Below are 18,333 nucleotides of genomic sequence, written 5' to 3' on the forward strand. Positions count from 1 at the left end.
CTGCCCAGGCGAAGGACGATTCCACGATAGACCGATCGAATTGTTCCGGGAACCCGCCACTGACACTGACTCCCAAAGCTGCCGCGCGGCAACAACCAGCTCTCACACAACCTCACCGTGCGCGCCCGCTGGTCCAGGCACCCGTCAGGGTGGATGGGCTGTGGCGGCTCGCCTGCGGGCCGGCCCAGATCCGGCTGGATGTGAGTGCGGTCCAGCCGCACTCATAGGCGTGATCAGATCCGGTCGGAGCCGTCGGGGCTTCACTCCTTCGTGTGACTGCGTCACGGCCTTGGCGCCGATACCTTGGATCGACCGCGCGTCGATCGAGTTCGGAGCCCTCTGGTCATGGTGACGAGTACCGCCACGACCGCTCCCACGCGGAGGGCGCCCGACCCCTACCCGGTGCTGGCCTATCTACGCGTACTCCGGCCGTACCGGCTGGGGCCGCTCTTTCGCCATTACTACCGCGCCGAAGACCTTCCGGAAGCCGTCGAGGGCACGGTTCTGGTTCTGGGCATGAACGGCGTGTTCGAGCGAGCCGTCTTGGAACGTCGCGGCGTCCGAGCGAATGCCGATGCGCCGGCCGACGCCTATCTGGTCTCGACCGTCAACCACACCGTGCACTGCACCGTCGAGCTGAACTCGGCCGAACCACAGCAGACGTTCACCATCTCCGCGCGCTTTGCCTGTTTCGTCAACGACCCGGCGGCGTTGCTCCGCAACGGCTGTACCCGAGCCGCAGATCAGTTGACGTCCTACCTGTACGGGCTGGTCAATCTCCGAGCGGAGCTGGCCAAGCACCGCGTCACGGACCTGGAGGCGGTGCACGCCGTGTTGATCTCCGAGGCGCAGGCGGAGGTGGAGTTGTCCCCGCCGTCGATACCCGGCATGAGCGTGCAACGGCGGCCGTACCTGAGCTTTGATCCGAGAGGCGTCCCTGACCTGGTGACTAAGAATGTCGGACCGCGACCGCCGGAGGGCACGGATGGCTGCACGACGTAAAAGCCCCTTCCGCCGGCCGATCGGCAGCCACCTACGAGCCGTCGTCGGCGTCCAGGAAGCGGTGCTGGACGAGGTGCCGAACGAACGCCCTCGATACACCGCCCTCGGCGGCCTGATCCTCGGCGCGTCGCTGCTCGCGGTCGTCTCCATGCTGGCGGCGATGCGCTGGATCACCGACTCGTGGGGTGTGGCCCTCGCCGTGGCGCTGATCTGGGGCGCGATGATCCTGACCCTTGATCGCTGGCTGGTGACCTCGGTCTCCGGGGCCAGCGGTGTCGGACGGCTGGGCAGCTATGTGCCCCGAATCCTGATGTCCATGCTGATGGGCGTGGTGATCGCCGAACCGCTGGTCCTGTCCGTCTTCCACCGCGAGATCGAACAGAAGGTGTCAGTCGACCGGATACGGTCATTGCAGGAGTACGAGAGCAAGCTTCGACTCTGCAATCCGGTTGCCGGGACGGACGAGTCGGCGATACCCCGGGACGTCACCGCCTGTCAGGATTACCTGCTCGTCGTTCCGGACCCTGGCGCGGATCTGGTGGCGCTGACCGCCTACAAGGCTCAGGCGGACGAGCTGCGGGACTCCGTCGACGCGGACGCCGAGAAACTGGCTCGCCTCGAAGCGCAAGCACGACAGGAATGCAACGGTGAGAACGGTCTCGCGCTGACCGGAGAGGCGGGTCAGGGGCCGAACTGCCGGCGCCTGCGTGCCGAGGCGGACCGTTTCCGTGCCGGCCAGACCAGCGAGACGGCGCGACTCGCCGAGCTGCGAAAGCTGATCCAGAACAGACAGCAGTCGCTCAGTCAGGTCCAGGAATCCTCGGCGCGGGTACGCAACGCGGCGATCGAGCGCCTGACCCGGTCGCGGGAGGCGGCACAGGGGCCGATCGGGCTGACCGATCGGCTGACCGCTCTGCAGCGCCTGGGTTCCGACAGCGGCAACGTCGCCGCGGCGACCTGGCTCCTGCGACTGCTGATCATGATGATCGACGTTCTCCCCGCCCTTGCCAGGCTGGTGATGGGCACCACGGCGTACGACCGGATCGTCGCCTACCACTCGGAGATCGCCGTGCGGACCCAGTTCGCCGTCGCCGAGAATCGTCGCGACCTGGTCCTCGCCGACGAGGAGCTGGCCCGGGAACGCAAGGAACTGGAACTCGCGGTGCTGCGAGAGCAGATCGAACTCGAGGCGAGCATCGACCGCCTGCTGGTCGACTCCCGCCGCGCCGGACTGATCTCGCGACGCGCCACCGAACTCCGTGGCGCGAGCAAGAGCATCTCGGCCACCGACCTGCCGGACAAGCGCGACCATCCGAGTATCGGGCCGTGACCTATCGTGACCGCGAGTGCCGGCGCGTACAAGCCACGTCCGCCGCACACCGCCGCCGGCAGATCAGCCGGCGAGTTCTGCCCGCCCTGCTCCTCATCGGCGCGGCCATCGCCGTTTCCGCCCTGCTGGGGGCGCCCTCGACCGCGGACACCGGACCCGCGCGCACCCATGCGGAGGTGCCCAAGGGTGCCTTGATGATCTCCTTCGGCGCCGGGCGGACACCGCTGACCCGGACCATGACGGTGCGACCGCCGATCGGCAAGATCGCCGGGAATCCGCCGGGCGCCTTCCTGGCCCGCCTGGAGTCCGACCTCGCCGACACCCGCACCGGGCGCCAGTTCCCCGCTCAGCAGGTGACCGTCGCCGCCAGCGAGATAGTCCCCGGGGTACTGGCGCTCACCGTCTCGGCCAACCCCTGGTCACCGGAGCAGGTCCCGGCCGGCGACTTCCGCGGCTCGATCCGGGTGTCGAAGGACGACTCTCACGCGGAGGTCCCGGTGGTGCTGCGCGTAGGCGAACGGGGCGGCTGGTCGGCCCTGTACGCCGTCCTCATCCTGGTAACCGGCGCGGCCGCCGGGTTGCTGATCAAATGGATCACCGAGCGGTTGACCCCGCAGGCGATGATCTACCGTCGTCTGGCGTCGCTGCGGCGGGCCGTGGGCTGGGGCTCGGACGGCCGGAATCTGCCGGTCGCGGCCCGGCTGAGGATGGAGGAGTTGCAGGATGTCATCGCCCGGCACGACTACGGGCGCGCCGAGCAACTGTTCACCGATCTGGAGACCGGACGTGAGCGCCTGGCCTCGATGGCGAGCCGCTTCGTCGTACTCGATAATGCGCTGTCCGCGCAGGCCCAGGCGGTCAGTGTTCAGCCCAGGCCAATGCCGCGCAACGTGCTTGCACGAGTCGACGCTGTCATCGACGAATGCCATCGCCGCCTGCAGCTCGCGAAGGGCGCCGCGTGGCCGGACCGGGCGGACGAGATCGCCCGGGACCTCGACGTCCTGCGGCTCAACTTCATCACCGCGTCGCAGGTGATCACCTCCTACCTCGACACCCCGAACGAGGGCACCCTGCGGACCGCGGTCGACCTACTGCAGCGCGGGGAGTACGACAGCGCGGCGCAGGAATACGACAGGTTCCTGCAGTCCGGCACCGTTGAGACGGGCACGACGGCCGAGCCGGGAAAGAGCCGCCGCCCGAACCCGATGCGTGCTCCCCGGCCGGAGGAGCCCGGACTGTCGCCCTGGTTCCGGGCCGCCCGCCCGATCGCCGGCATGGCCTCGGTGCTGGTCGTGGCGCTGGTCGGGCTCAAACTGCAGTACCTCGGCAACCCGTCTTTCCAGGGCGACCTGACCGCCTGGGTCACCCTCGGCCTGTGGGGCTTCGTCGTCGAGCTGAGCGGCACCTCGGTCATCGAGGTCGTCTCGCGGCTCGGCGCCGGGCACGGTTCCGGCACGCAGCCGGCCTCCGTGACCCGCGCCTGAGTTCAGGACGGCACCGGCTGAGGCACGCCGCCGTGCTGCAGCCAGGTCCGGCTGGCGGCGAACACCGTACGCGGCGGTTGCGGGTCGTTGATCTTCGGGGGTGGGCCGATGTCCTGGCCGGGTGTCACGGTGGTTGATGCGTGCGTGCGGCGCGACGGCCGGGGCGGCAGCCCCACTGCCGTCACCGACGACGACCCAGCGGCGACAGACGCCGACCGGTGTGCAGTGGCTGCTGCGGTGGGCACCTCGCATGCGGCGTTGCTCGGCCCGGGGCGAACCCCGGACGGCGGCTGGCCGGTCCGGTTCTTCACCGCCACCGTGGTCCGCGACGGACGCTGAGGCGACAAGTCGCTCGGATCCACCGCCGGTTGAGGCTTATCACCCGGACGAGACGGGTCGACCGAGTACCGGCATATCGTCCACGCGCGTGCCGGGCTGCCAGGGCCACCGGTGGTACCGGTCCGGCCATACGATCTGCAAGGCCTCCACGGCAGCACCTGTGACGGCGTAGAACTGCGCGGCAACGGGGAGGTGGCGACCAGGCTCGGTCACTGCGACGAACTGAACCTGGTGGCCCTCGATAACGTCGTCGGCATATTGGCCGGGGGCGAATGCTCGCCGGCCCGCGATCACCTCCCCGGCAACGGTACGCAGAACAGGCCGGGAGATGTCGGGAGGCAACCCGAACAAGATCAGCTCAGGATGCCCGTGGCCAGTCAGTCCGATCGTGTACCAGCACGCTTCCAAGGGAATCGGCTGCGGCACGAACTGCAGGTATACACCGGAACGCTCAACAGCCTCACCGATCTGGCCAAGTCCGGTCTCCTGGTGTCCGGCCGTCACAGGTTCGCCCTTCGCCAGGTCGTTTTCAGTCACAGCACCACTGCTGACTCGCCAGGTGCCCGTCTGTCCCGGCTGCATACCCGGAAGTCGAACACCCACACCCGGCTTTCAACCCGACCGTCATCATCCGCGTACGCAGACCCAGCGGGGCCGTAACGCAACGTCCACGTCTCTCCTTACACCGGCACCCTGAACTGGCGATGAGAGTGCATTTGCATCACCCGTCGCTTGGCGTGCTGGACCATGGCCGTGTAGCTGGGGCGGTCGGTGCCTCGTCAGGCGCTGTGCAGTTCGCGGCCGGCACGGTTGAGCCATGCCAAGGCGCGGACGGCGCCGTACGTACCCGCTTTCAGCTGTGCTGCGGCGCGGAACGCCGTCTGATACAGCTGCTCGGCTTCGGGCGTTCCTTTGCACTCGATGGCGAGCACCGCGAGCGACTCGACGCTCTCCCACGATCCCGCCTTCAAAGACCCGGCGGCTTCCAGTGCCCGTTGCAGCGGCGAATGCTCATCGTGGCGGTGTCCGAACATCAGGGTCCTCTCCAAGAACTGCTTCGGGAGCGCGTAGCCGGCCGCGCCGAGAGTAAGACCACCGCGCCCGGAGACGCACGTGCCATGAACTCAGCGCCCCCGCTGGGGCGTCGCTCGTTCGCAGCCGTGTACCACTGGCGCTTGCTGGGTTACCGGCGAGGAACAAAGCAATCAGGGTGCACCCAGGCGGGCATGCCATGATCCCTGTTCATGGCCTATCCTTCGCCGCGCCACACCGGTCACCCCGGGTCGCGCATCTTGAGCGTCGCCTCCTACCGCCCACGGACCGAGGTGGGTAACGAGACGATCGCCGCCCTGATCGACTCGAGCGACGAGTGGATCCGCCGCCGCTGCGGCATCGAGTCGCGCCGGCGCGCCGCACCCGACGAAGACCTGGTCATGATGGCCGCGGCGGCCGGCTCCAAGGCCCTCGCCGGCGCCGGTATCGATCCGCGCGACGTCTCGGCCGTCCTGGTGGCGACGATGTCCCACCGCGGTCGCGCGACAACCGCAGCACCCCTGGTGGCCGACGCGCTGGGCGCCACCGCGGCCGCCGCGATGGATCTAGGGGCGGCGTGCGCCGGCTTCCCGTACGCACTGGCGACGGCCGACGCGCTCGTGCGCAGTGGCGCGGCCGGCTACGTGGTCCTGGTCGGCGCCGAGCGCATGACCGACATCATCGACGAGCGCGACCGCGGCACGGCGTTCCTCTTCGGCGACGGCGCGGGCGCGGTGGTCGTCGGTCCGGCGCCGACGTGCGAGATCGGCCCGGTGGTGTGGGGCGCCGACGGCTCCCGCAGCGAGGTGCTGCGCTACGACGAGGCAGGCATCCTGCGGATGGTGGGCCCCGAGGTCTTCCGCTGGGCGACCTCCATCGTTCCCGACGTTGCCAGGCGCGCGCTGGACGCGGCGGGCATTTCCGCCTCCGACCTTGCGGCCTTCATTCCTCACCAGGCCAATCTGCGCATCACCTCGGTTGCGGCCAAGGCCCTCGGGCTCGGCCCGCACGTCCGGGTGGCCACCGACATCATCACCAACGGCAACACCGGCGCGGCCTCCATCCCCCAGGCCATGGCAGCCCTGCCCGACACGACGGGTCCGGCGCTGCTCGTGGGCTTCGGCGCCGGCCTTTCGTACGCTGCGCAGGTCGTCACATTGCCCTGACCTCGGGATGTCATCAAATCCCGCTGAACGCCGCCGATGGGTATCGCGCAACAGTCATCTCGGCCCGGTGGTACGCAGCTGACCTCGCGGAACCTCTGAATGACAAGAAGGTAGTCGACGCCAGCCCGTCGAAGTCAGTCGGCTGCGTGCCGGGGCAACGGCTGGGCCGGTCATCCTGGCCCCGCCGGACGAGGGCCTGAACTCTTCCGGACCTGGGCAGATCGCTGGGAACCAGACCGGGTTCCCAGCGATCTGCCGACGGAGTGCGTCTATGGGTTGATGCGGTCTGCTTGATGGACGTGGCAGACTCGTCGCGTGAACTCAGGCCCGGGATCGTCGATTCCGTACTTCAAAATGGGCGGGGTCCGGCTTTACCTACCAGACGAAGAGTTCGGCCGACGCCTTGGTGGAAGCACGGCTGAGCTCTCGGCATACATCCAGACGCTTGCCAGGGTCGGAGAGCAGTATTTCGGTCATCTCGGTCGCGACTTCGGCTCACTCGGTGTCCTCGTTGCCGTAGGGATCAAGCCCGAGCGCCAGGTGAAGCTCTGGTGTGAGGTTGTAGGCGGCCAAATCCCGGACGACGTGTGGTCGTCCTTCGTGGAGCTGCTTGATGGGGCGGGTGTCAACGTCCGTCCGCAGGTCTCAGCGCCTGTGGCGTTTGCCATCGAGGCCATCCTTGGAAATGGCCCTGCCTCCTTCCCTGACGCCCCGACCGCGTGGATTGCTGCAGTTCAGGATCACGACCAGGGCGTCTCGGTACCCGAAGGCATTTTCGAAATCGTGTTCCCATAGCGCTCTAGCCAACGCACCTGTTTGCCGCTGATCGTGCGTGACGCACAGGTGTCACCTATCCGCGAAGCGGCCAGGGCCGGTGACCGTGCGTAGACAAGTCGGCGCAAAGGCACGAAACCAGTTAGACCAAGGGTCACACGCACGGCCACCAGACCACAGCCCAGCACGATCAGGCTGCGACAGCGATCCTCACCATCAGCCCAGGATCGCTCGGATGACGGCGGTATCCCCGTCCAGTTCCAGCAGGTGTACGACGTACCCTCCCGGATCGGGCTCGGCTCCGGGTTGGTCGCATCCGAGTCGCCCGCCGCCGTCGGCGTGTACCGCCACAGCGCACCCGGGCCCTGCCAGGAAGCCGCCACCGCCGCCCCTGCCATTGGCGTCGGTCAGTCGCACACGGACACCGCCATTCTCCATGGAGGCCGACACCGTCCACCTGGCGAGTGAGAATTCGACCGAACCGGAGAAGGACACTTTGCAGTCGCCGTCGGCACACTTCGGGTACTTGGTGCCGCCCCCGCTCGGCGCCTGCGTCTTCGTTGTCGCTTTGGGCTTCTGTGTCGCTTTGGGCTTCTGTGCCGCCTCCACTTTCCGTGACTCGTCCACGGTGGGGGATGAAGATACGGAAAGCTCGGCGTCACGCGGGCTCGAGGGGGAAGCAGCCAGGGAGGCGGTAGCGGCGGCGTCAGGGCTCGACGGCGTGGTCCCGGAGGACGATTCCGCCTTGGAGTCGCAGCCGGCTACGGCCAAGACCAGCAGTAGCGCCCCGATCGCTGTGCGTTTTGTGGAGGAACGTCGGCAATGCTGCATGCGCGGAGTCTAGTGGCCCGAATTTTGCCCGGAGCCCTGGGTGCATAGCTGTCCATCCACCACACGATCGTAGCCGAATAGAGTGTGTCCGATCAGGCTGCGATCAAGGCACTCAGCGGCAGCGGCGTCATTTGGTGGACATGGTCGCTGCCGTAATCAGAATAGACGACCATGAGCGGTGTAGACATATTTTCTGAACATGAGTCTTCCGAGGCTTGGGCGCAGGCGAAGGAAATCAAGGTCTACCGACGACGCGAGTAAGGTTAAGGAAGAATCGGTTCAATTGGTTGCCGGCACGGCAAGCGCGCACACCTTTCTCATCGCGGCCGCACCAGCCGCTTTTTGGTCTTTCTCATCGCTTCAATCGAGCGTCGGAGAATGAGACGGACTATTCAGGATGCCGAAGCCGAGTAATTTGGCACCGTATCACGCCGCAAATTTGCGGAGCCTCCCCTTGGGCATGCGTTGTTCGACCGGGTACGCGGAGGACACAAGTTGCTACGCGGGGTCCAGTTTGCCGACCCGTGCATTTAGAGGCGCTCAGGCGGATTCAAAATCCCGAGGAAACGTTAAACGTGAAATCTGTCGAATGGCTGGACTGTGAGTGCCAATGCCAACTCGCCGGAACGTGATGCCGCCGCAGCCCTGGAAACCGACCTGCGCACCCCCGATCCATTGGACGCCGACTCCGGCTTATTGCGGGCCGTGACCGCCGCTCGCGTCCGACATCACTGATTTGCCGAATTGAGTGCGTTGGTCTCAGTAGCAACGCCAGCCCGGTACCACTCCACGCGATGCAAGAATGCCAGCGTGAGTGACACGTTCGTCAACGTAATCAAGCCACCCCACAGTGGGCCCTATGCATGCCCCTGCTGCGGGTTTGTCACGCTGAGCCAGCGAGGCTACTACGAGCTCTGCCCCGTGTGCTTCTGGGAGGACGACGGGCAGGACGATCATGATGCTGATGAGATTCGTGGCGGACCAAACCGTTCTTTGAGCCTTACTCAAGCCCGGCGAAACTTCGCAAACTATGGCGCCTCAGATGAACGGAGATTTGCCCTCGTCCGTGCACCCTTGGACAGTGAGCAGCCGCCGCGAAAGCAACAGTAGGTTTGAGTGCCAGCCATCGAACGCCCTGAACGGCCGACGAGAGTGCATTCGATCATGCTAAATACTGCTCCTGCACGAGCAGTAACTCGATTCGGGTTCGCATTGGAATCTCTGTCAACGCCTGAGCTCATTAGCTCGGAACGTAGAGAGGTCCCCGTCTCTGAGCGGCAACCTTCAAACGTTTCGCCGCAAAGTCCGCTCGACGCTGGCTCAGAGCCCTGAAGTCTATGTATGCGTGGGCTACAGGAGTGTCAGGGAGTGCCGAATCGTCGATGGCCCGCAAATCAGCCTCCTGCGCCTCCTGGACCGCGACTCCCCACGTCCCAGCCGAATCCAAGGATCTGTCCGCGTGTTGGACATAGGCTTCTTCGGGGCTTAGAGAGGATCTTGTCATCGATAACTTGCCGTTATCCTTTTTGGTCGGCCGGAATGCCTGACTGGACGGAACTCCGTCATGCACGAAGCTTGGATGTACTTGCCTCAGCAGCACCTCACTCTCATTCTCGATCAGAGACTCGTCCGCCTCAAGCACAGGAAATGTCGCCTTATCGGTCACTTCTGCCGCCCCTAACGTGGAGCATTACTTCATCGAGATCATAGCCATCGAATTCCAAATCACGCACCCTCTCGCTTTCAAGATTCAACTCTTGAAATCTGATGAACCGGTCCGGCTGGATCTCGATGCTTGACTCGACATCATTCGTCGACCACTCAAGCTGGATACCGCCAGTTTCGGTAGGAAAAACCGAAACACCCAGCCCGAGTTCTCGATCAAGCATCGTTGCCAGCGTCCGACCGACGCCCATTGCCTCAGCGTCAATCCGCTCGCCCGAACCGTCCAACCAGCCAGCTTGCAGCCTGCTTAGCTCGTCGAATCGCGCCGAGAACCTAGGGGCATTCGAGAGCTCTCGGTGCCCGTTTCCGCCTCTTACCTGAAGGGCATCCCCGCTGGCCGCTTCAATTACTATCCGCTTTTGATCACTCTTAATTGACACTCCGAGCGCTTCAAGAGCTTCGATCCGTTCTTCACCGACGATACCCATCCTTTGCATCGCGAGCGCACCGTAGAATCGATCTCTCAGATCTTGATTTTCAATGCGCCGAATCGCAGTTTCAGGGTCATGCGTATCTCGATCCACCTCACGCCGCTCGTATTGATGCAAAGTCACGGCAACAGCAGATGAAACGCCGCCGGCCGCCAGCGCAACAAAGGCCTTAGTTAAATCGTTATTGTAGGTCAGAGTGAGGGCGCCGCTCAATAGCGTGAGCACCGCTCCAACTACTCCAAAAAGAACAAAAAGATGCGTTGTCGCGCGAGGCCGTGGAACCTCAGTGAGCTGCGCACTTTGATCGCGACGCAGCCGAGTGCCCTGATAAATTCCGTAGAAGGAATAGACCAGCAGCACGACCAAGAAAGCACCGAAGGCCAACGTTACGCTGAGATCCACCAGCCCCTCCAGTAGTTGCGTAACCTATGAACCGAAAGCCGAACACTATTGCACGGTACTCCCTTGCAAGTAGACGGCATCCCCAAATGATCTCAACGTGTGAACATCATCGGTCGTCACTGTATTGTCTAGCGGATGCATGCGCTACGGGCTAACCCGTTTGGCGGAGCGAGCCCGCCTCGGAGGACTGAACAAGCTGCGCAAAACACCGAAGCTATCGGTTCGTGGAGATGCGCTCTCTCATGCGTAGAACGAAGGCCACCGCCTTCAAGCTCACCCGCACTCAACTGCCGCTGAGCGGTCGGCCGCCCAAGCGTCTGGTTGTCCAAGGCCGTCTTCCCGATACCGCAATGCCGGTATCGCGCTGGCTGCGCGCCTGGTCCGCTGGCTGCTAGCGTTCGACGCCGTGTGGAGCGAGGAGATCTTGGCGGAGCGGCCGGCATGGCGGCACCTCGCGTCCGGCGTGGTGTTCCGGAGAGTGCCGGGCGGCACGTTCCGGATGGGTTTGTCGGAAGCTGAAGTGGACGCGGTACGCGCTATCGAGCGCGCGGGCGGAGTCGGGGACACGATCGATGCCTTCGTTGCCGGCGCCCGCGACGCCCAGCCGGTACGTGAGGTGCGGGTTGAGCCGTTTCTCACGGCGCGGCACCCGCTGACGGTTGCGCAGGTGCGGCATTGGCTGCCGGGGTACGAGGATGGCTACGCCGAGGACGAATCCGGCACGGCGCGACTCGAGGACGAGCTCGACGAGTTGCTCGAGGCGCTGCCATTCCGGCTGCTCAGCGAGGCGGAGTGGGAGTACGCGGCCCGAGCCGGGACGACCACTCTGACGTTCTGGGGTGACGAGAAACCGGGCGAGGACCGGCTTCTTGACGACTTCGGCGACGCGCAGATGACAGCAGCCGCAGAGAACGCGTTCGGGCTGGCGGCGATGGGGTCGGCGAACGAGATATGCGCCGACGTGTGGATAGCCGGCTTCGCAGGTGCTCCGGCGAACGCCACACCACGAATCGGCGGTGGCCCCGCACCGTGCGCGGCGGTGCAGCTGACGTCTATCCGTGGCAAGGCAGCGATGAATGGCTGCTGCTACTGTCCGCCACCCGGTACGAACACCACCAGTTCACAGCGGTCCGCCCGGTCGCGCCACTACCACCCAGCTGAACCCGGCACCGATGCCCGAATCCGGGGTGTCGAACTGACATAGTTTCAACTCTCCATACGACAACGGATCCTTCAGCCAATGCGGGCCGTACTCACCCACCGCCGACCGAGTTATATACATCGAATGATCCTGAGCGGCACGGTTCCGGCGAACCGCGGCGGGCCCGCGGAAGAGCGCATCAATGCGCGCCGATGAGCCGGCGTGGAGGCTGGCGTGCGTGGTTTCAGAATCGCCCGCGACCGCAACGCCTCACATGCCGCAGAGCACGCGCTGACTGACGAGTCGGCGTCACTGTCCGTGCACGCCGGCGCGTGCACGCTCATAGCCGATGAGAGGGCGTTGCGCACCCGATCTCAAAGACCATCCTCTCCTGCGGCGTGATCTATCAATCCGGCCCCGATGTCAGATAGGAAGTCAGGAAAGCAAGGACAGAACTGAAGACGCTCATTGGCGGCGAGGCAGATCAGCACTCCGGTCAGCCTCAAGACAAAAGCGGTGGCCTTTAGCTCGATCGCTCCAGGCGCGAATTCTCCCGGGATGGTTTCTAGAATCTTTGCGGAGGCCAATTTGCCGGCAACTTCGGCGGGAGCCTTACCGTCATTGAGCGCCTTGGCGGCAGCGAGCGCGACCTCCACGCCGGTATTAACCAAAGGCTGCCGGAGGTCCCGTGCAACCTTTTGAATGGCGAGGCTTACCGAGCCTGAGGTTACATTCGCGACTATTATCAAGGCTGAAGCGAGGCCGGCCAAGACTTGACAGTATGCGACGGCTTCTTCAATCGGTGACGAGTGGGGTACGTGCTCTTCGCTCCCAGTTGACTCTGGAAGGATCCACGCGAAGTCCTCGGGGAAGCTTGACGGCCTGGGTTGGCAATCGGACCTTGCAACGGGGCTATTGGCGAACCGGCGCTGCGCGTAGCAGCGGACTTCCATCGGCGGCGGCTCCGCCAGGGGGAGAGATAGCGAGGCAAGGTAAGCGTTCAAAGATTGGCGACCCCGCAATAGATTTTCGATGCCACTTCGAAGATTCTGACCCGCCTGAATAACGTCGGCGAGCACTGCCTTATCGTCCACCGCAAGTAAAGTAGCGGCCACGTGGAGCAGATGCCCCTCGGCGGTCACACACTGCATCAAATCAAGATCTATGCGAGCTATCTCCGCCCTCAAGGCGCGTCCAAGTTCTCCAACGCTTGACATGAGTACGCTCCGCTCTCGCCGTTACCATGACGCCTGCCCGTCATAACAGCCAGCATCGCATTGCATCGCAAAGTGAAGGCTTGCTCATCTGCCGCCGACAACGCGGCGCATGCCGGTCTCTCAGCCGGCCCACGCGAACGGGCTGGATAGAGCTTCGCCAGCGGCAGAAACGCCGTCCGGGTGGTGGTGACGGAAGCCGTCCAACATGGAATGCCTCAGCGATGCCATACCGCGTGACGGGACTGTCAGTGTTGAACTTCGGCGCCGGGTGGGAGCGCGTACCAGGCGATGAGGACGTCGCCGCACGAGTAATGATCTTCATGGCGGACCGTCGCCTCTTGTTCGGCGACCGCCACCACAGCGACGAACGGGAGTGCGTTGGCTCCGCTCATGCGATTCGCAGGTTTCTGACGGAGCAGATTATCGAGGCGAAGCCGGGTAAAACGCTCGGCCAGCGGCTCACCCTACTCCGTGAGGCCGCCCGCAACTTCGTCGATAGAGGCGGCTCCGACGCTGCCGACTTCCGCCACGATCATCTCCAGTTCGGCCTTGCGTTAGGTGACCTCCGAGCCGCATTCGCGCTTCATCTTGCAGCCATCGCTGAGGAGTTTGATCTGGACCTCGAATACGAACTTGCTCGACTGGTCTTCCCGGAAGACGAAGACGAGACCGAGCCGACCGAGGCCTAGCAGCACCGAGCCACGTTCACTCTCATGCCGCCGTCCGCGCGTGGCAGATCATCGCCAGTGTCGTCGTGCTGTCAGCGATGAGCGAGTCAGGGCATTCTTTCCACGTGTAGCGGGCCCACGTCATCAATCCCGACGAAGTCCTTGTAAGCTGCGAGGCCCGAGTCGGTCGTGGCGTACTTAAGCGAACCAACTTCGCCTCGCGGAACGCCTACCGGTAACTGGTTCCACCAATACGGGTCCACCAGATATGGCACGCACTTCGGATATGGCAACGGCGAAGCGGTCTCGTCCTCGACCGGTTCTTGACACAGGTAGAGCTGAATCATGCCCGAGATCGCGAGGTCCATGATCGCCTTCTCAGTTTCTTGCTGCACGCCGACGAAGGACATCTCCGAATGGCACGAAAGAATTTCGGCTACGGCTTCCCGCAAGCCGGTGTAGTCTTCGATACCGAGCCACAGCAACGACGCGATCTTCTGATTCATAGCCTTCCATGACGGGCAATCAGACTAAAGTAGGGCTTACCGTCGAAGGAACTGTAGGCGCCGGCCCAAGCCCTGAGCAACTGGCCGGACTCGTCCACGCCGCCGCCTATGAGCGGCGCAGGCGTTCATCGAATCGGTACATTTGGGGCGAGTGAGGCACTCACATGCCGCCGATAGCGCTCGCGTCGGGTGCGAGGCGTGCCCCGTTACGGTGATACTGCGGCGAGCCGGTGGCAGATCCGGGTTATTGCAGCGTTGACGAGCTGGCAGCCGGGTACGCACGGCGGCTCGGAGGCGCATGGGGCCACTGGCGTGCCATGCCCCATCGGGGGTTCAAATCCCCTCCGGCCCGCAACGCCCTCACACGCCGCCGAGCGCGCGGGCTGCGGAAACTATGGAAGCCTGTGGCCGGCCTCGGTGATATGAGTGGCCAGCACGACGCCCTCTGGGCTGTCGGACCAGACCGCGGCGCGTGTGGTCTCTCGCGTAAGGTCGTCGCCGGTCAGCGGGATTGCGGAACTAGCGCACGTCAACGAAGCCTCGTGCCGCGCTTCTACCGCGGAGCGGACTTCGGCAGGTGCGCACGGCCGTTCATCCAGCGGAGCTGGATCCGTCAACGTAACCCACCGTGGGGTCACCTGGAGAGACGCGGACCGGATAGTTCCAGCGTCGCAGGGCCCGGCTCTACTGCACCGCGTCGACCCGCTCGTCGGCCGTACGGACGCCGACTTCGCCGCGATCCGCCGGTGGCTTACAGCTCAAGACAGGGGCTCCGGTATCAGAGGTGCGTGACGACGCGGAAGCGTTGGAGCACCGCCGGGGTGTCGTCGGTGATCGTAAAGGTCGGGTCGCCCAGCCAGCCGCGGTAATCCTCGCCGTGCCAGTAGGCCTCGTGGCCCGCGCGCCATTCGGCCACCGTCGTGTAGCCCTCGCCCTCGTCGATGGCGTGCGCCAGGTCGACGTCGCCAACCCGGGAGATGTGGACCTCGGTCACCTCAAGCACGGCGACCGGGCGGCCAGCCGAGTCGATCAAGGCCGAGCGCCGGCCAACGGTGGGCAGCGGTTCGGGCTCGACCTCGTAGTCCTGCAGCAGGCCGGTGGTGCTGGTCTTGCGCCCGCCGAGCACAGCGGCGACCAGTTGGTCGCGCAGCGGGCCGGGAAAGGCGAGTTCGAAGTGCGGCAGCTCGTCGGTCACCAGGCGAGGCTAGTGGCCTGACGGCGGACCCCAGAGCGGAGGCCGGAGCCGGAGGATCGCCGGCCTCACGGCAGGATCGGGGCCAGCGCGGCGGTGACCGTCGGCGTAAGGCGGCGTGCGTGAGCGCTGTAGAGGGTTGGCAGGGACAGCACCTGGTCGCCGACGTACACGTAACCGGATGCTGCCGGCCCGGTTGATGTTGATCAGGTTCTCCTGACCCCGGACCAGGCTGAGGCGGTCGTACTGGCCGCCGCCCGGGTGCGTCTCGATCACCGTCAGGTCGGGGTGGCGGCGGACCAGGCGGGTGGCCAGCCACCAGGACTGCATGATCACGAATCGCATCGGTGGCATGGTCATCACCTTCCGGCGGACGCCAGGGCGTAGCTCTTGCCGTGCTGCGCGGTCAGCTCGTTCTCGATGGACGCGGCGAGGGCGGTGTCGTGGACCAGCAGGCCGAGTTCGATGTTGCGGTGCTCGGCGTTGTAGGAGAAGTTTGCGCTGGTCAGCAGGATCAGGGCGCGGTCGACTATGACGAACTTGGCGTGGTTCGTGACGGGTTTGCTGTCACCGGGACGTGGCTGGGTGCCCCACACCGTGACCTGGGGCAGGTCTGCGGCGGCCTTCGAGGGCTGGCCGGTCGCGGTGTCGAGGTACAGCCGTACGGTTACGCCCGGGCGTTCGCTCGCCTCGCGCAGCAGCGCCCACATCTCCGAGCCGGCGGCGAAGTTGTAGCTGGAGCAGACGACCGAGGTCCGTGCCTGTTCGACCATGCGGCGGGCCTCGCTGGTGAGCCGGCCGGTTCTGGCGCCGGCGCCGGGCATGGTCCAGACCGGGGTGACGGTGGCGCGGCCGATCGTGCCGTCCGGGCGGGGGCCGCGGGCACCGGCGATGGCCTGCAGCACCGCGCTGCTCAGGGCGGGGTTGGTGTGGCCGAGGCCGGCGGTCTTCAGGAGGGTGGTGGCGGTGTCCCGGCGTGACCTGCCGACCTCTTCGAGGGCCTTGGACGTGTGCCAGCCCTCGCGCAGGGCGGCAGCCAGCCGGGCGGCCTCGGTGCCGTCGAGGTAGGCGCCGAGAGCGGCGTACGGGTCATTCGGCATCGAAGAGCCCGGTGACCTGCTCGCCGCCGATGGTCGGCAGGGTCAGCAGCAGCCGGCGGTCGAGGAAGCGGTTCGCGCGTTCGCACGAGGTCTCGGAGGCGAAGGAGCAGCAGTGACAGGCCGCGCCGTGCAGGAAGTCCTCCGGGTCGGAGGGGGTGCGCATGGCGCAGATCGGGTCGGAGGAGCAGCGGGCCGCCCGCCGCAGCGCGGAACGGACCAGGTCGCCCATCTGGCGGGCCAGGGCGACCAGGCCACCCAGGGTGCCCTCGCTGTCGGAGGCCGTGGTGCAGATCAGCAGGCCGGCGGCGGCGGGCCGGTCGCTGTCCGGCTTCCACGCGTAGATCCGCTCGGAGAGACTGGCCGCACCGTAGCCGCAGCTCATGGCCATCTCCCGGATGAGCACGTGCGACAGCGTGTGCACCAGCCAGTAGCGGGGCGGGCGGAACCGTTCGTCGGGGTCGACGCTCTGCGCGGTCTGGGAGAACCGGCGCTGGAAGTTGCGGCGGTGCGCCTGGCGGTGCGCCTGCCAGAGGGCGCTCTTCTCGATCCGCTCCTCCCACGGCGCGACGAGGTCCTCGCGCAGTTGCAGGAAGACGCCCTCGCCGCGGTCCTCGGTGGCCGGGATCCATCGGGGCCTGCCGTTGCGGGTGAGCGGGACCAGCCGGTGGGGCAGGTCGCCGGCGCGTTCCATCTCGTCGATGCGGGTGAAGCCGATGAAGGCGTTGACCTTCTTCATCCGGTTGACCTCCACGACCCGCTCGACCGGCTCCGGCAGGTGGGCGGGGTGGACGGTGGTGACCATGAGGCCGGTGGAGTTCTCCTGTTTCGGGAACAGCGCGGGCTGTTGCAGGTAGGTCCACTCGGGGACGAGTAGCGAGATCGGATCCCAATCCTGAGAGCCCCCCTGATCGGTCGCGGTCTCGGCGGACGGGTCGAGCACCTTCTGCGCGGCGGCCAGCAGCGCGGCGTCGGTGACGCCCTCGACGTCGACCTTCTGCTTCAGTACGAGTTTGCGCAGCCACTTCGGGCTGTCCGCGGCGTCGTCGAGGTCTTCCCGGCAGGCCCGCAGGGCGTCGAGGATCGCGTCGCGCTTGTCGGCTTCGGTGCGGGGCATCACGATGACCGACTGGGTGGCGGCGAACCAGAGGTTCGAGGCACCCATGGTGATCAGTTTCGCCCGGTGGTCGCAGCCGGTGTCGAAGGCGTCCAGGTGGGGATGGCGGCCCCGGCACTGCGGCATCCGGCGGGCACCGGTGGCGCCCTGTGCCTCGTTCATGCTGCGGCTGCTCTTGCACTGCTCGCAGTAGACGGTCGCGCTGACGGCCTGTCCCACGTTGGCGTCACGCAGCTTCAGGGTGGGATGCGCGATCCCCGACGAGCACGCGACGCCCTGGTGCACCCACCGGTCGTAGGGGAACTCGTCCAGGTGGCCGTCCGGGCAGCCCAGCAGGTAGCGGGCCGGCACCGCGACCCGCGTGTTTCTGGTCTTGCCCGCCGGCTTGCCGCCGCCCCGGCCCGGGCAGTTCGTGTGGCCGAACTCGGCCAGGTCGGGCCGGAACGGGTTGGTGTTGCTGTACTGGAAGCGCGGCAGGGCCGCGAGCAGGTCACAGCCGGTGCAGCGCATCCACTGCGGGAACACCCGCGCGGGCACGCCGAGGTCGTCGCCGGCTTTGCTCTGGCCCGAGGTCGCCTGCCAGGGGTACGGCCGGAGCTCCGTCACCTGAGGCCCGAGGTGCACCTGGACCGCCCGCAGCAGGCGAGGCTCGATGATCGTGGGGATGTGGGCGCGGCGTGCCCAGATCCGGTCCCAGTCGTCGAGTCCCGCGGGCATCACGGAGAACTGCGGCAGGTCCATGATCGCGCCGGGGCCGTAGCTGTAGAGCAGTGCCGACGGCCGCGCCGAACCGACCTTGGCGCGGTTCTTGTCGTTGGCCTGCTCCGCGTCGCTGAGCGGGTCCAGCGGCGCCGATTGGAAGATCATGGTGTCGGTCAT

18 protein-coding genes are annotated in these 18,333 nt (G+C 65.8%); 9 read left to right on the forward strand and 9 right to left on the reverse strand.

Annotated elements, in window-relative coordinates; genetic code table 11:
• Positions 1 to 402: 402 nt before the first annotated feature.
• The 4 genes from ACFQV6_RS27755 to ACFQV6_RS27770 all read left to right on the forward strand — a co-directional run bounded on the left by ACFQV6_RS27755 (position 403) and on the right by ACFQV6_RS27770 (position 4,155).
• Positions 403 to 1,002 (forward strand): hypothetical protein, encoded by a 600-nt coding sequence (locus ACFQV6_RS27755; protein ID WP_378030539.1) that lies wholly within the window; start codon positions 403 to 405, stop codon positions 1,000 to 1,002.
• Positions 986 to 2,332, forward strand: a complete 1,347-nt coding sequence (locus ACFQV6_RS27760) for a DUF4407 domain-containing protein (protein WP_378030540.1) — start codon at positions 986 to 988, stop codon at positions 2,330 to 2,332. Before ACFQV6_RS27755 ends, ACFQV6_RS27760 begins: the two co-directional genes overlap by 17 nt.
• On the forward strand, positions 2,329 to 3,816 hold the full coding sequence (locus ACFQV6_RS27765) for a hypothetical protein (RefSeq protein WP_378030541.1): 1,488 nt from the start codon (positions 2,329 to 2,331) through the stop codon (positions 3,814 to 3,816). Before ACFQV6_RS27760 ends, ACFQV6_RS27765 begins: the two co-directional genes overlap by 4 nt.
• Positions 3,817 to 3,924: 108 nt before the next feature.
• Entirely contained in the window at positions 3,925 to 4,155 is a 231-nt protein-coding gene (locus tag ACFQV6_RS27770) for a hypothetical protein (protein ID WP_378030542.1), read from the forward strand.
• Between the two features lie 39 nt (positions 4,156 to 4,194).
• On the opposite strand, the gene ACFQV6_RS27775 is transcribed toward ACFQV6_RS27770, so the two are convergent.
• The gene (locus tag ACFQV6_RS27775; RefSeq protein WP_378030543.1) at positions 4,195 to 4,692 is read right to left on the reverse strand and encodes a DUF4262 domain-containing protein; all 498 of its coding nucleotides are present in this window, start codon (positions 4,690 to 4,692) and stop codon (positions 4,195 to 4,197) included.
• A 242-nt stretch (positions 4,693 to 4,934) separates the two neighbouring features.
• Positions 4,935 to 5,189 carry a hypothetical protein gene (locus tag ACFQV6_RS27780; protein ID WP_378030544.1) on the reverse strand — a complete coding sequence of 85 codons (255 nt, stop codon included), beginning with the start codon at positions 5,187 to 5,189 and terminating at the stop codon, positions 4,935 to 4,937.
• Positions 5,190 to 5,399: 210 nt separating this feature from the next.
• On the opposite strand from ACFQV6_RS27780, the gene ACFQV6_RS27785 reads away from it, so the two are divergent.
• The 3 genes from ACFQV6_RS27785 to ACFQV6_RS27795 all read left to right on the forward strand — a co-directional run bounded on the left by ACFQV6_RS27785 (position 5,400) and on the right by ACFQV6_RS27795 (position 9,068).
• Positions 5,400 to 6,353 (forward strand): beta-ketoacyl-ACP synthase 3, encoded by a 954-nt coding sequence (locus ACFQV6_RS27785; RefSeq protein ID WP_378030545.1) that lies wholly within the window; start codon positions 5,400 to 5,402, stop codon positions 6,351 to 6,353.
• A gap of 315 nt (positions 6,354 to 6,668) precedes the next feature.
• Entirely contained in the window at positions 6,669 to 7,148 is a 480-nt protein-coding gene (locus tag ACFQV6_RS27790; RefSeq protein WP_378030546.1) for a hypothetical protein, read from the forward strand.
• A 1,620-nt stretch (positions 7,149 to 8,768) separates the two neighbouring features.
• Positions 8,769 to 9,068 carry a CPCC family cysteine-rich protein gene (locus tag ACFQV6_RS27795; RefSeq protein WP_378030547.1) on the forward strand — a complete coding sequence of 100 codons (300 nt, stop codon included), beginning with the start codon at positions 8,769 to 8,771 and terminating at the stop codon, positions 9,066 to 9,068.
• Between the two features lie 545 nt (positions 9,069 to 9,613).
• Here ACFQV6_RS27795 and ACFQV6_RS27800 read toward each other — a convergent pair.
• Positions 9,614 to 10,516, reverse strand: coding sequence for a hypothetical protein (locus ACFQV6_RS27800; protein ID WP_378030548.1), 903 nt, complete (start codon positions 10,514 to 10,516; stop codon positions 9,614 to 9,616).
• Positions 10,517 to 10,922: 406 nt separating this feature from the next.
• Here ACFQV6_RS27800 and ACFQV6_RS27805 point away from each other — a divergent pair, with 406 nt between their 5' ends.
• Positions 10,923 to 11,720, forward strand: coding sequence for a formylglycine-generating enzyme family protein (locus ACFQV6_RS27805; protein ID WP_378030549.1), 798 nt, complete (start codon positions 10,923 to 10,925; stop codon positions 11,718 to 11,720).
• Between the two features lie 311 nt (positions 11,721 to 12,031).
• On the opposite strand, the gene ACFQV6_RS27810 is transcribed toward ACFQV6_RS27805, so the two are convergent.
• Complete coding sequence (locus ACFQV6_RS27810; protein WP_378030550.1) at positions 12,032 to 12,751, reverse strand: hypothetical protein; 720 nt, start codon at positions 12,749 to 12,751, stop codon at positions 12,032 to 12,034.
• Positions 12,752 to 13,095: 344 nt separating this feature from the next.
• Here ACFQV6_RS27810 and ACFQV6_RS27815 point away from each other — a divergent pair, with 344 nt between their 5' ends.
• Entirely contained in the window at positions 13,096 to 13,563 is a 468-nt protein-coding gene (locus tag ACFQV6_RS27815) for a hypothetical protein (protein ID WP_378030551.1), read from the forward strand.
• 86 nt (positions 13,564 to 13,649) lie between these two features.
• Here the strand turns inward: ACFQV6_RS27815 and ACFQV6_RS27820 are convergent, their stop codons facing one another.
• From ACFQV6_RS27820 to drmB, 5 genes are all read right to left on the reverse strand, one after another.
• On the reverse strand, positions 13,650 to 14,048 hold the full coding sequence (locus ACFQV6_RS27820) for a hypothetical protein (RefSeq protein ID WP_378030552.1): 399 nt from the start codon (positions 14,046 to 14,048) through the stop codon (positions 13,650 to 13,652).
• 778 nt (positions 14,049 to 14,826) lie between these two features.
• The gene (locus ACFQV6_RS27825; RefSeq protein ID WP_378030570.1) at positions 14,827 to 15,246 is read right to left on the reverse strand and encodes an ASCH domain-containing protein; all 420 of its coding nucleotides are present in this window, start codon (positions 15,244 to 15,246) and stop codon (positions 14,827 to 14,829) included.
• A gap of 6 nt (positions 15,247 to 15,252) precedes the next feature.
• Complete coding sequence (locus ACFQV6_RS27830; RefSeq protein WP_378030553.1) at positions 15,253 to 15,600, reverse strand: hypothetical protein; 348 nt, start codon at positions 15,598 to 15,600, stop codon at positions 15,253 to 15,255.
• A complete protein-coding gene (gene drmC, locus ACFQV6_RS27835) occupies positions 15,600 to 16,340 on the reverse strand; it encodes a DISARM system phospholipase D-like protein DrmC (RefSeq protein WP_378030554.1) in 741 nt (246 codons plus the stop codon). Before drmC ends, ACFQV6_RS27830 begins: the two co-directional genes overlap by 1 nt.
• Positions 16,330 to 18,333 (reverse strand): DrmB family protein, encoded by a 2,004-nt coding sequence (gene drmB, locus ACFQV6_RS27840; protein ID WP_378030555.1) that lies wholly within the window; start codon positions 18,331 to 18,333, stop codon positions 16,330 to 16,332. Before drmB ends, drmC begins: the two co-directional genes overlap by 11 nt.

Origin of the sequence: Actinoplanes sp. GCM10030250 (genome assembly GCF_042666575.1) — a bacterium.
In the GTDB taxonomy this organism is placed as follows: domain Bacteria; phylum Actinomycetota; class Actinomycetes; order Mycobacteriales; family Micromonosporaceae; genus Actinoplanes.